General features: G+C 43.5%; 13 protein-coding genes and 1 other RNA gene. 11 read left to right on the top strand and 3 right to left on the bottom strand.

The window, feature by feature from the left end; genetic code table 11:
• The first annotated feature begins 151 nt into the window (after window positions 1-151).
• From AAC978_RS08770 to AAC978_RS08760, 3 genes are all read left to right on the top strand, one after another.
• Complete coding sequence (locus tag AAC978_RS08770) at window positions 152-649, top strand: IclR family transcriptional regulator (RefSeq protein ID WP_341547668.1); 498 nt, start codon at window positions 152-154, stop codon at window positions 647-649.
• 51 nt (window positions 650-700) lie between these two features.
• Window positions 701-879: non-coding RNA, 6S RNA (gene ssrS / locus AAC978_RS08765), on the top strand.
• 78 nt (window positions 880-957) lie between these two features.
• Window positions 958-1,620, top strand: coding sequence for a histidine phosphatase family protein (locus AAC978_RS08760; protein WP_341547667.1), 663 nt, complete (start codon window positions 958-960; stop codon window positions 1,618-1,620).
• 60 nt (window positions 1,621-1,680) lie between these two features.
• Here the strand turns inward: AAC978_RS08760 and AAC978_RS08755 are convergent, their stop codons facing one another.
• Window positions 1,681-2,736 carry a phospholipase D-like domain-containing protein gene (locus tag AAC978_RS08755; protein ID WP_341547666.1) on the bottom strand — a complete coding sequence of 352 codons (1,056 nt, stop codon included), beginning with the start codon at window positions 2,734-2,736 and terminating at the stop codon, window positions 1,681-1,683.
• Window positions 2,737-2,903: 167 nt separating this feature from the next.
• Between AAC978_RS08755 and AAC978_RS08750 the strand changes: the two genes are divergently transcribed.
• The 8 genes from AAC978_RS08750 (at window position 2,904) to surE (ending at window position 10,477) form a co-directional block, all read left to right on the top strand.
• Window positions 2,904-5,231 (top strand): M28 family metallopeptidase, encoded by a 2,328-nt coding sequence (locus tag AAC978_RS08750; RefSeq protein ID WP_341547665.1) that lies wholly within the window; start codon window positions 2,904-2,906, stop codon window positions 5,229-5,231.
• A gap of 65 nt (window positions 5,232-5,296) precedes the next feature.
• Complete coding sequence (locus AAC978_RS08745) at window positions 5,297-5,536, top strand: YkuS family protein (RefSeq protein WP_341547664.1); 240 nt, start codon at window positions 5,297-5,299, stop codon at window positions 5,534-5,536.
• A gap of 104 nt (window positions 5,537-5,640) precedes the next feature.
• On the top strand, window positions 5,641-6,921 hold the full coding sequence (locus AAC978_RS08740) for a class I SAM-dependent rRNA methyltransferase (protein ID WP_341547663.1): 1,281 nt from the start codon (window positions 5,641-5,643) through the stop codon (window positions 6,919-6,921).
• A 10-nt stretch (window positions 6,922-6,931) separates the two neighbouring features.
• The gene (locus AAC978_RS08735) at window positions 6,932-7,408 is read left to right on the top strand and encodes a Fur family transcriptional regulator (RefSeq protein WP_341547731.1); all 477 of its coding nucleotides are present in this window, start codon (window positions 6,932-6,934) and stop codon (window positions 7,406-7,408) included.
• Between the two features lie 166 nt (window positions 7,409-7,574).
• A complete protein-coding gene (locus tag AAC978_RS08730; RefSeq protein ID WP_341547662.1) occupies window positions 7,575-8,726 on the top strand; it encodes a tetratricopeptide repeat protein in 1,152 nt (383 codons plus the stop codon).
• A 177-nt stretch (window positions 8,727-8,903) separates the two neighbouring features.
• Entirely contained in the window at window positions 8,904-9,467 is a 564-nt protein-coding gene (folE, locus tag AAC978_RS08725; RefSeq protein ID WP_341547661.1) for a GTP cyclohydrolase I FolE, read from the top strand.
• Between the two features lie 61 nt (window positions 9,468-9,528).
• On the top strand, window positions 9,529-9,702 hold the full coding sequence (locus AAC978_RS08720) for a YpmA family protein (protein WP_341547660.1): 174 nt from the start codon (window positions 9,529-9,531) through the stop codon (window positions 9,700-9,702).
• Between the two features lie 13 nt (window positions 9,703-9,715).
• Entirely contained in the window at window positions 9,716-10,477 is a 762-nt protein-coding gene (gene surE, locus AAC978_RS08715; protein WP_341547659.1) for a 5'/3'-nucleotidase SurE, read from the top strand.
• Window positions 10,478-10,622: 145 nt separating this feature from the next.
• Here the strand turns inward: surE and AAC978_RS08710 are convergent, their stop codons facing one another.
• Both AAC978_RS08710 and spoVB read right to left on the bottom strand, forming a co-directional pair.
• Complete coding sequence (locus tag AAC978_RS08710) at window positions 10,623-10,847, bottom strand: alpha/beta-type small acid-soluble spore protein (protein WP_341547658.1); 225 nt, start codon at window positions 10,845-10,847, stop codon at window positions 10,623-10,625.
• A 399-nt stretch (window positions 10,848-11,246) separates the two neighbouring features.
• Entirely contained in the window at window positions 11,247-12,788 is a 1,542-nt protein-coding gene (gene spoVB / locus AAC978_RS08700; RefSeq protein WP_341547656.1) for a stage V sporulation protein B, read from the bottom strand.
• Between the last annotated feature and the right edge of the window lie 124 nt (window positions 12,789-12,912).

Here is a 12,912-nt window from a genome sequence, read left to right as displayed (position 1 = left end):
GGTCATACCTCCTTTGACTAATAGAATCTATGCGTGTGCATGGTGGAGTATGCTTCAAAAGGGTTAAGTTTAAAGAAATTGGATTTTTCTAAAATTTAGGTTTATAATGAGTTAAGATATTACCGGATCATCCGGCAGGGGAGATGGTTTCTTGGCCTTAAGAGATAAGACGAATCAGCGATTTAAGGAATTTTTTGAGAAACAGTCGAAAAGAAATGAAGGAAAAGAATTTGAAATTGCCTTTTCCGAAATTCAAAGAGCGACAGGAGCAGCCAGTAGCACGATGAAACGTGCCCTTGAGGCATTATCAGCTGAGGGTTGGCTAGAAATCAATCCTGGTCGCAATTCGCGTTATGGAATTTTCAAATTGATGCAATCGGATGCAAAATCTGAGGACATTTCTACCCCAATCTCTCAACTTTCTTCAGCACCTGATTACGAATCTGCTCCAGAGCCCGCTCCTGCACAAGAACCAGATTTTCCTACAACTTCAACTATGGATTCCGACGAAGGTGAATTTAAAGAAAAGATTTATGAGTTAGAACATCTTATGGATGGGCTACGTCGGAGAATAAGAACTCAAGAAATGACCATCGCTCTTCTGCAGGATCGCCTGGCTGAGATTGAAGACAAGCTTTATCGAAGATGATTTTCCAGCTCTTTCATGGTGTATTTTATAGCATAAGTGTTATAATAAAAATGTATCCTGCGTTGTTCGTAGAATATCTTGGTTTTGATCCTATTTATGACACGGGAGCTGTCGTGATGGATCCTGTACGTCAGGCCCCACTTCGTGGGGAAGGTGGAAAGATTTATCCGGGTACCCACCTGCGAGAGCAGGGTCAGAAACCTAGAGTTTTACGGCAAGGCGGGGATGGTAGGGATTTTCCCTACCATTGTTTTTTATTTTAGATTTTTTGCTTATTGCTTAAATTAAAAAATTCTTTAGGGGGATGTATGACTAAAATTATTTTTACTCGTCATGGTGAGACCCTCTGGAATATCGAAGGCCGCGTTCAAGGTGCACTGGATTCACCGCTTACTACAAAAGGGATATTACAAGCACGCAGGCTCGGACAGCGTCTGCAAGGGGAAGGAATTACGAGAATCTATTCCAGTGATTTGCCGCGCGCCCAAGCTACGGCTGACGAAATCCGTCAGGAACTGAGTTTACAGGAGGTTTTGCTCCATCCCGGTTTGCGTGAATTGTCCTTCGGAGAATGGGAGGGTAAAAGCTGGTGGGATTTGCGGAAGCTCTATCCGGAATTGTTTGCGATTTGGGATAAAGGGCCTCACCAGATCCAGATTCCTGGCGGGGAAACCATGTGGGAGGTAACCGACAGAGCTTGGCTACTTGTTCAAGAGCTAGCCCGACACCATGCGGGGGAAACACTTTGTATCGTCACTCATGGTATGACTCTGCAGTTGATTGTGAAGAAGGCATTGGGAATTCCGGTAGAACAATGGGAAGATGTCCCTTGGCAACATAATACGGCTGTGAATATTTTTGAGTTCTATGATGATGGTGATATCAAGCCCCTGGTGATAGCTGACCATTCTCATTTAGATGACGAAATAAAATCTACTAGCGGTATCACGACAAAAAGCAAGCCAGAATAGGAGGTCTCCTATCTGGCTTGCTTTTTGGAATACGGGACATTTTAGCCTATTTTTTTGAACCTAGGCTTCTTTAGATGGATTCTGAGCGGGAACGGTAGGGGAGCTGTTTCCCCAATCTTGATCGAATTGAGTGATCAATTCTTGAGTGGCGGTGGGGGAGGGAACAGTAATCGAGAGCTCATGGTTCATAACAAAGGCCTTGTACCCCCATCCAGAGCTACTAAAGATAAAGGTATTACCATCGAATATACCATAATTCAAATCCAAGGAAGGCTGAGCCTGTGAATTGTAATAACGAAGTTGTACTCCTGCGTCTTGGAGTTTTAGCAAGGTTTCAGGATAACTGCTAGGCATGATATTAGAATCGACGATCAATTTCACATCTAGGCCCTTAGCGGCAGCCTCGATGAAGGCATTCACAATCTCGGTATCTGTCGCATGTGAGACAGTGGTCCAGATGGTTTTCTCACTTTTTTGGATATGATCAAGGATCTGAGCTTTGACATTGACATTGGCTGCCACAACAATACTGTCTTCCACTAAAGCAGTCTCTTGGGGAAGGTCGAGGGAGAGGGTCGTAGTAAAAATCCAATCGCGATTAAACACATTAGCTAGCTTCGCAACGGAACGTCCCGTTAAAGAAACAGCAAGATTATGGGTCTTAAAGCCCTCGCTGGTCCAGGGAAATGAATAAACGATAGCTTCCTTTAAGTCCACAATAAGAAACTTGACCTCATTTGTTTGACCTTTACGTGCCGGATAGTACTGTACAGATATGTTCTGGCTTTTGAACTCGTTTAAGGTCGCTTTATTCGGTGTTTCAAATTGGTCGAGCAGAATGCGAACTTCTATGCCGCTGGTGGCTTTTTTGATGATTAATTCCTTGAGAGCTGCATCGGAGAAGATCTTTTGTTCGATATAGATTGACTTTTGGGCAGAATCAATAAGCTCTATGGTTTTGGCACGGGCACTGCTAGCATCAAAATACAAGGCTTCGGCGGCAAGATTGGAGACGGGAGCATCGTTCTCTTTTACAAACAGGTTCTTAATATTTATAGAGCAGCCTGTAAGGAAAAGGCTAAGGATCAGGATGATGGGGAGAAACCGATTCCTCATAACTTTTTCGACTCCTAAATAATTCTAAAGCACTCATCGCAAATTGTATGAATTCTTCTATAACATTATAGCATAAAGAGCCCAGTTGAAAAAATCTGGTTGGCATAGAATTTCTCCTTTTCACATAGACATACTCAAGTATAGAAATGAAAAGGGGCAGGATCTTGATGAGAAAAAATAGACATAGCTTTCTCTTGATACTCATAATCCTGTTTGTATTTTGTTCATTAACCGTCAAGGAGAACATATCACCAGAAGCGGGGCAGGTCGCTTCGATACCAAGTAGAGGGGTAACGGAGTTTTCAGCAGATAAAGCCTATGAACATATCCGTCATTTGACGGAAAATATCGGTCCTCGACCAGCCGGAAGTAAAAATGAGCAGAAGGCTGCCCAATATTTATATTATATTTTGGAGCAACAGGGTTGGAAGGTAAGGGAGCAACCTTTTAGCAAAATTGTGGTTCCTAATAACCCCCTGGTGCCTGAGAATAGAATACAAGTGATCAGTAGCCGCAATATAATTGCCGAACTACCGGGAGAGCAGCCAGAGACCATCCTGCTCGGAGCACATTATGATAGTGCCGATGTATCAGCACCCGGAGCAGTTGATAACGCTTCGGGTGTGGGTGTGTTGTTAGAAATCGCTAGGGTTTTAGGGCAAGAAAAGCACGAGAAGAGTTACCAGATTGTCTTTTTTGGAGCGGAAGAAAGTGGGCTGGTCGGCTCAAGTTATTTTGCTGCTCAGAGTGACATGTCCGCTATCCAATGGATGTTGAATGTGGACATGGTGGGCGCCCCCTTAGAGATAGATATCGCCGGGAAAACCTCCTCTCCTCCAGAATTGGTTCAACAGGTGGTGCGTATTGCTCGTCAAGAACAAATTCCCTTCCATGTAAGCCGAGATTTTGCCGTGATGACCAGAGAAGGATCCCAAGGCGGCAATAGTGATTTTAGTCCTTTTTTAGATCAGAGCATTCCTGCTCTGGGGCTTGGAATCGCCGGACGTGCTCATGGATATTACCATCGCCCCGAGGACCGCATTGAGAAAGTCACCCTCCAGAGCATAGAAACCATGGGGCAATTAATACCCAAGCTTGTCGAACTGGCTTCCGTGACTGGGAGTGGACAAAAGAGCTGGGACGCCTATTATCTACCCTTTCAATTGGGCTCTTATCTATTCATTATCCCGACCCTAGGGTTAAGATTTCTTTTCGTCATGGGCATTTTCTTTACTATTTACACGATTGTGCAGAGCTTGAGAACACAAGATCCACTGTATAGTGGGGATTTTAAAGGATATACGGTTATGGGGATAGGAATTCCCCTAGCTGCAGTGTTCGTTAGCTTTATAAGTGGAATAGGGGAGTGGCTTTGGCAGCTCGCAAAAGGAAGAGTGTTTGTTTGGCAAGCTTATCCTGAAGCGTTTCTAGCTCTTAGAATTATTTTGCTTGTGTGTACGATGGTTATCGCTTTCAGGATTCTGAGAAGATTACCTAGACCAAAGGAGGGAAGGCTTTATTGGTTAGTGGGAACGGTGATGCTCCTGCTTCTGACGATTGTGCTAGGGCTTTACCGGATAGATTTGGCGTTTCCTTTCCTCTTTTGGCTCATCTGTTTTAACCTATTTCGATATTTTCCCAGCATGATTTGGGTGCTGATCGGCCCCTATTTTATTTACAAAATTCATTGGGAATTACTAAATTCTCAGCAATGGTCCAGTTTTTATGAAACCCTCCATGTCTATCCCCTCGTCTTTATTTTACTTTATGGAATGCTCTTTATACCTGTCCTATTAGGGGGACTGTATGTCATTGAGCAAGGTAAAAGACCTTGGGCAAAGATTCTTCAGAAACTATGGCTTCCGGCCCTTATAGGTGGGGTTAGCATTATCCTCGGATCCGGTTTAATCCCAAGCTATAGCAAAGCCCATCCCCAGCCAGTTAGGGTTCAAACGATCTGGAGCGATGGGGAGGCTGTGAAGTTGGGAATCTCCGGTAGTGATACCCTGCCCCCTAGTTTAATAAAGGGGCTAGATGCAAAAGGATTGAGACTGGGAATAGACCGTAGAACTCTTGAATTACCCATACCCACAGAAACAGCTCCTTTGCAAGCGAGGGTCTCCGTTACGGATACGGGTGAACGTATTTTGAACTTCAAGATGTCTATGAAATATAGTCGTGAACCCTATAGCGTGAAAATAAAGTTAGAAAGTCAAAAGCCCTTCGCTATCCTCGAGATGGATGATTTTGTACCTGTGTCAAAGCTCCCTCGTAAAATTTCTCTGGAGGGCAAGGAGTATAAAGGGACCTATTCCTTGATCTTAGAACGAACACCACCTCATTTAGGAGCCCTGCAATGGAAGATAAGCGCCCCAGGAATTGTTCACTGTAAGGTGGAGATCCTCTTGGCTGACCCATCTCCTCGCTATGTCCTCGAGGTTCCTCAGGTCTCACCGAATTATGAAGAAGTTTATCTTGATATTTTTGAATTTTAGTTATTAATTTCATCGGCATAGATTGGTCAAAGTTATGGAAGAATAATGGTGAGGAGGTTGATGTGATGTATAAAAAAATTGCAGTCGAAGATGGCCTCACCAATGTATTGCAGGAATTACATACGGCCGGATTCCACACCATGCCCTTAGAGGATGATGTATTAAGAAATGTGAGTGCTATTGTGGTCAAAGGGGATGGGACAGATATTTTGGCTGACGAAGCAAAATTTCGGGTGCCGGTGATTCATGCGGCAGGACGAAGTGCCGAAGAAATCGTGGAAATTTTAAGAGACCGTTTATCCTAATCAAGTAAAATTTACTTTGAGGAAAGCAGAAAAGCTTTCCTTTCTTTAATTTTCGCGTTATATTTTAAAGAGTATACTGAGGGATAGAAAGGGCGGACGCTCCATTGACAGATATAAAGGTTTTTTTAGTAGCCAATCGACGTAAAAGGTTGGAACAAGGTCATCCTTGGATATATAAAAGCGAGATTCAAAGGATCGAAGGGGAGGCAAGCGATGAAGAGGATCTCGTGCAAGTCTATAATCATGCAGGCTTTTTTCTCGCCCAAGGGCTTTATAACGCCGACTCACAAATCACAGTCCGGATAGTTTCTTATCATCAGGATGAGGTGATCGATCAAGCATGGTTTCTCCAGCGGGTTAAGCAAGCCTGGTCAAGACGACAAAAGCTCTTACCCGAAGCCAGCTCCTGCCGAGTCATCCATAGTGAGGCGGATTTTCTGCCGGGAGTGATCGTGGATAAGTATGAAGATATCCTGGTCGTGCAAATCCTTGCCAAAGGGATGGACAAAAGAAGAGAGTGGCTGTATTCTGCCCTAAGACAAGTATTTACCCCGCGCGGTATCTATGAGCGTAGCGATGTATCTGTACGCGAATTAGAAGGGCTCGAGCAAAGAGCGGGCTTCATTGGCGAAGCCTTCGACACTCAAATCACGGTAGTGGAAAACTCCCTAAAAATTACGGTAGATGTAGCTGAAGGTCAAAAAACCGGATATTTTTTTGATCAAAGGGAGAATCGTGCCTCTCTTAAACCATTGATGAAGGGCTGGGGGTTGCAACACGGAATAACACTTAGAGATGGTACCCCCTTTGATCAGCGAGGGAAAGAAGTTAAGAACCCATTCTGGGATGGAGCAGAGGTTTTGGATTGTTTTTCCCATACCGGTTCCTTCATGCTTCACGCTTGCCTATTTGGGGCTAAAAAAGTAACCAGTGTGGATATCTCGGCAAAAGCCATTGAAATGGCCAGACACAATGCTTTGCAAAATGGCTTTTTACATCGCACGGATTTTGTCACAGCAAATGTGTTTGACTATTTACGAGAACAAGTTAAGGAGGGAAATTCCTGGGATGTGGTCATCTTGGATCCTCCTGCCTTTACCAAGAACCGCAAGGCCTTAGCAGGTGCTCTCCGCGGTTATAAAGAAATCAATTTGCAAGGCTTAAAGCTTGTTCGCCCCGGTGGAATTCTAATTACTGCATCTTGCTCCCACCATCTTAGTATGGATAAGTTCTTAGAGATGGTACAAAGTGCGGCTGTAGATGCCAAAAAGGTCTTACGTCTCATTGAAGTTCGTCGTGCCGGGGTGGATCATCCGGTGCTCTTAGGGAGTCCTGAAACAGATTATCTGAAGTTTGCTGCTTTCGAAGTTTTTGACCGTGGTTAAATTAGAGATGATGGGGGAGACGCCGGTGATTAATCTAGAAGAACGCAAAGATGAGTATCAGAAAATATGTAATCTTTTACGTCATCATTCCTATAAATTAACCCCGCAAAGACAAACCATTTTGAAGGCCTTTTTAGAACATGAGGATCAACATCTGAGTGCAGAGGATACCTACATGATGGTTAAAAATAACTATCCTGATATAGGACTGGCCACAGTCTATCGGACTTTAGATCTTCTTGCGGAGCTTGGAATTCTCCAGAAGAACGATTTTGGTGATGGTCGTAGTCGTTATGAATTTAACCGACAAGATGAGCATCACCACCACCATTTAATTTGTGTGCGATGCGGTGAGGTATCTGAGTTCGATGAGGATTTACTGGAATCCTTAGAAGCTGAAATCGAGAAACGCAATGGTTACCATGTCATTGACCATGACCTTAAATTCTATGGTTATTGCGATAAATGCAAGAGTGCGTTAGAATAACGCGCTTTTTGCTTTATCTTCACGATTCATAAGGCTAATAGCTAAGATTGCGTGGTATTCTCTGTATTCAAGGCATGATTTGACGGATGGTTTAGGGAATTTAAAGAAGGAAAATAATTCCAGTCGCTCGAAATATACTCAAAACGAGGTAAAGGAGCGACGCCTTATGTTTCCTCTGGCTACGGAGAAAAAACCGCTAAGAGAGTATTCTTGGCTTAACCGACTGAAGCATTCCCCTTGGCTATTTAGCGGTAACGACAGTAAATCCTTAGAACATTGTTTAGTGCTGTTGCAGCAAGATGCGGAGAAGCCCCAATTTGAGGTGGTTAAGCATGTTATTGACCTGCAAGCCTTTCAAGAAGCTCGGGATTATTTAGAACGAATCTGGGGTAGGTATGACCGCCATGAGGGGGAAATTCAATACTTAATGGCTCGCTGTTATATGGGTCAGGGCTTGATCCAAGAAGCCTTAGTATGCTTGAATAAAGCCTTAGCTGCGGCACCTGAGCGTTCAGAATGCCTCGAGTTACAAGCGGATTGTCTACTGGAAAAGGAGGATTGGCAGGGAGCTGTTGATGCTCTGAGCAAGGCAATTCGTGCTAATCCGAAGAAGGCTGAAACTATTTACCGTCTGGGAACAATTTATTCCTTGCATGGTGAAATTTACGAAGCTTTATGCTGCTTCCAAGGTTGTTGCGAACTGAAGCCCCATAACTCTCTGTATTGGGAAATGAAAGGCGAAGCTCATCTGCAATTAGAGCAGATGTCCCAAGCTATTCACAGTTTTGAAAAAGCTCTTCGCTACGATTATTATCCGGATCTCAAAGCGCGTTTAGCCTATTGCTATATCCAAATTAATGAACATAAAAAGGGAATTCGCTTATATCGTCAGGTTTTAAAACATGATCCAGCTCATTATGATTCTTTATGTAATCTTGCGGCTGTTTATCAAAACCTAGGTCAATCAATTGAAGCCCTAAAACTACAAGAACGTGCTCAAAGCTTATGTCAGAAGGATCCCGTTTTACTCAATAATATGGCGTATACCCTTGTTCAGCTGGGAAGAACCAGAAAAGCTACGGAATATTATCAAGAAGCACTTCACTTAGCCCAAGCCAATCCGGTAATTTTATATAACCTAGCTGTCTGTTATGCCCAGAAAGGGAATTGGGAGAGCGGGATTGAAATTCTCTATCGTTTACTGAAAATCAACCCAGAGCATTCGGAAGGATGGGCGTTGCTCGGTAACATCTATGATCACCTTTTTGATTATGAAGCAGCCGTCGATTGCTATAACAAATCCTTAAAACTAGCATAGGTTATAAGAAGGCTTTCAGCCTTTTTTCTTTTTTTGTCAGATTTCTAGTTGCCTTTTTTTATAGATTTGTTATGATTTGCTAAGAGAATGAATAACAGTCTGCTATAATATAAGGCAAATATCTCGCCCTTGGAGAGATAATTCCGATATAAATCCCTACGGGAGGAGTATGGAGATTTGAGTATTGATTTAGAAAAGATTGAACAAGCGGTGACAATGATCCTAGATGCAATAGGCGAAGATCCCCAAAGGGAAGGATTATTAGACACGCCCAAACGAGTTGCCCGAATGTATCAAGAGGTTTTTGCAGGGATTCATGAGGACCCTAGCATGCATTTAAAGGTACAGTTCTCCGAGGATCATGAAGAAATGATCATTGTGAAGGATATTCCGGTTTATTCTATGTGCGAACATCATCTTGTTCCCTTCTATGGCAAAGCCCATGTGGCCTACATACCACGCAAAGGAAAGATTACAGGCTTGTCGAAAATTGCCAGGGTTGTTGAAGGGTATGCCAAACGACCACAGCTACAAGAACGCTTAACTGGACAGGTTGCGGACTCAGTCATGAGTATGCTGAATGCCAGAGGAGTGCTTGTTGTCATTGAGGCCGAGCATATGTGTATGACCATGCGCGGAGTTAAAAAGCCGGGTTCTCGAACCTTGACCTCTGCAGTACGGGGGATTTTTAAAACCAATGAAGTGACTCGTGCGGAAGGGTTTGCGCTCATAAAGCAATAACGCCAAAGCTTCCCAGATGTTTCTGGCAACTAAAAAGGCCTAAGGCTAAAGGATGAGAATTATGGATAGAAAATCGGGAAAAATAGAGCTCATAGGAACCCAGAAGCTAAAAATAAATTCAGAACTCTACAAAGTCGTAGATTTTCTGAACAAAAATCTTAAAGAGCACCATTTAATGTTTGGCCTAAGTAAGAAAGAAGATACTATGACTATTTCGGTATACGAAGTCGAGTAGTTTGGAGTGTACAATGCATATTTTATTAACGAATGATGACGGCTATTTTGCCCAAGGGCTTCAAACCTTATATTCAGTCCTCGCCAAGGAAGGCTATCAATTGTCGATCGTAGCCCCTGATAGTCAACGATCGGCTACAGGGCATTCGATTACCTTATTTGAACCACTATTTATCACTAAACACCCTCTTGAACATGGAACTGGCTATGCTGTCAGTGGCAAGCCTGCAGACTGTGTAAAATTGGCCATCCAAGGGGATATTATTCCGCGACCGGATTTGGTGATTTCAGGGATTAATAATGGCCCGAACTTAGGTACTGATGTCTTTTATTCCGGGACAGTTTCCGCAGCCATGGAAGGTGTGCTGCTGGGCATACCCGCTATAGCTGTTTCTTTAGCTGCCTTTTCTGCTTCAGATTATGAACCGGCAGCTCATTTTGTGGCAAAAATCCTGCAAGAACCAAAATTATTCCGCTCAGGCTTGTTAAACGTTAATATTCCACCCATGTCCGAAAACGAGTGGAAAGGGGTTCGCATCACTAAGCTTGGTAAAGCTGTCTATGAAAATGTCTTTGAACATCGCAAAGCCCCCTATGGCAAGGAGTATTATTGGCAGGCAGGTACTGTATCACCGGAGATGGATCAAGAAACAGACCTCTATGCAATCCAAGCAGGCTATATTTCATTAACCCCAATGCATAGTGATTTAACCGATTATGAGAAGCTTAATCAAATACGTGAGGGCTTTGCTACATTGAACTTCACAAATACATAGGAGTACAGACTTTCTGTACTCCTATGTTTGATTATCACTGGGCTAACCCACTCTAAGTCTCCTTATAGGCTGCGATGATAGAGAGCGGTTAAGTCCAGTATGGACTCGACAAACGTTCAGAGTGCCCCTCCGAACGAAGTCTTGTTCAAAGATTACCGTTTTTAAGACTCTCTTCGGCTCGGCGAATCATGGCTTTGACCATGCTCCCACCGATTCTACCTCCTACATGACCGCATTCTCGAGAAGTCATGTTGGCCCAACCTTGTGATTGGATTTTATCAGTCAGACCTAATTCGGAAGCAACCTCCATTTTGAACTCGTCCAAAACAGATTTGGGCAATATGCCAGCGGAGCGGTTACTGCGATTCATAGATATCCATCTCCTTTCATCTGTTTAATCGAGACAATTCTATCTTTTACAAAGATGAAAGGAAATATAGTAAAGAAATTCTGGAGAATTTAAGCTTAATTGTTAAGGGAGGAAGCTGAGTTGATTATTGGAACCTTTTTGTTTTATTTTTTCTTGTTCCTTTTTGTTTTTTCCTCCCCGGAAAAGCTCAAGAATAGAGATAAAAGGTGGACTAAGATTTTAGTTTTACCCGCTTTTTTTGCCTTATTGCTAAGTGTGCTCACGGTAATTAAGGTATTCTTCATATACAAAATATTATTGGTGATTGTTGTGGGGATAACGATGCTCCTTACCTATTGGCAATACGGAAAAGAAATCAAGCAGTGGCTTGCGAAATAATCTTTTAGGCAATTGCCAACTTTAGCGAGGAAGAAATTTGCCTAACCAAGGGATTCTGCGCAAATCGTCACGATTGATCCCGCCGTTTAGAAATATGATGACGAAGTAGACTCCTGCGCCCAGAATGATTTCCGGAAAAAAGGCTAAAGGATGGAAAGCAAAGAAGGGATGGACTAACCGGAAGGTTAACATCATACCGATTCCCCCAATGAGGGGTTGCAGAAGAAATTCCCTTAGGTTCACAGGCATCCCCGTATAACGAACAATAGCTGCTAGGTTTAAGGATGACGATATAAAATAACCGCAGACATAAGCGAGGGCGGTTCCTTTAAGTCCCCAGAGAGGAGAGGCTGTTAAGGTAAAGAGGATGGGAATACGAATGCCGGCGGCAATGATGGAGTTAAGCACCGGGAGCTGTACCTTGCCTAATCCTTGAAGAATTCCGGTGGATGTTTGTTGAAGATAGGAAAATATCCCCCCTAGGGCCAGCAGGCGTAGAACGTTGCTGGTGTTTTTGCTTTTAAAGAAGGCACTGAAGGGGTCGGCAAAGAAGAACAGGATAATCAGGCTGGGTACCCCAATGAAAATAGTCATCCGAATGGCTTGGGCACTGCGGAGCTTGACGATTTGCATTTGTTTTCTGGCCGCTGCTTCCGAGATGGCAGGGACGAGGGAGGTAGCCAAGGCAAAGGTGAATACGCTGGGGAAATTGAGTAGGGTAAAGGCTGCTCCGCCAAGTTGACCGAACAGAGTTGTCGCTTCACGGGCAGTATATCCGGCTACTTGCAAGCGTTGAGGTATCAGCATAGCGTCTAGGGACGATAAGCCTGTGGAAAAGAGTCTTCCGATGGTTACCGGATAAGCTAAGTGAAAAAGCTCTCTCATGGTTTGCAGTGCATGCTCCGCTTCATTAACCTGAGATGGCTTTTTTCTTTTTTGGAGCATATATTGAAGAATTATGACGCAGAGGCCAACGATTTCGCCCGCTAACATGCCTAAAGCTAAACCCGCGGCTGCCCATTCTATACCGCGCGGTAAGAGAGTATAGGCAGTCATAAATCCAACGGATACGCGTACTAGCTGCTCGCAGATTTGGCTGATTGCAGTGGGAAGCATGTTTTGCATCCCTTGAAAATAGCCTCGAAAAGCAGAGGAAATAGAGACCACGAAGATTGCCGGAGTGCAAATGAGGAAAAGTCTGAGCACACGTGGATCGGGAAATAAACGCTCTGCCAGATAAGGAGAAACTAAGAAGAGAAGAAGCGAAATTACGGCACCTGAACCGGTTAAGAAAACAAGAGCTGTACGAAAAATACTTTGAGCACGTACTGTATTATTCAGGGACATAGCTTCGGAGATCATTTTAGAAACTGCTAAGGGTATACCTGCCGTAGTAAAGACAAGAGCTAGCATGTACATGGGAAAAACCATATTAAATAAGCCAAAAGCCTCCCCACCGATGTGGGTCATAATTAGGTATTGATAGATAAATCCTAAGACACGGTTTAAGAAATTTGCGGTCAATAGAATGACAGCACCATAAACAAATGTTCGTTTCGTCATCCATCCCCCAACTCCCCAAGTCCCACATATCCAGAATAACTCTATGCTTGAGAAAGGAAAGTAATGACAATTTAATTAAAGATTGTCTGAAAGGATAAGCTAGGAGTTAAAAAGTTCATTGATT

Origin of the sequence: Desulfitobacterium sp. THU1, from assembly GCF_038181555.1 — a bacterium.
GTDB lineage: Bacteria > Bacillota > Desulfitobacteriia > Desulfitobacteriales > Desulfitobacteriaceae > Desulfitobacterium.
The sequence above is the reverse complement of the archived record's forward strand: the minus strand, read 5'-3'. Positions and strand labels throughout refer to the sequence as shown.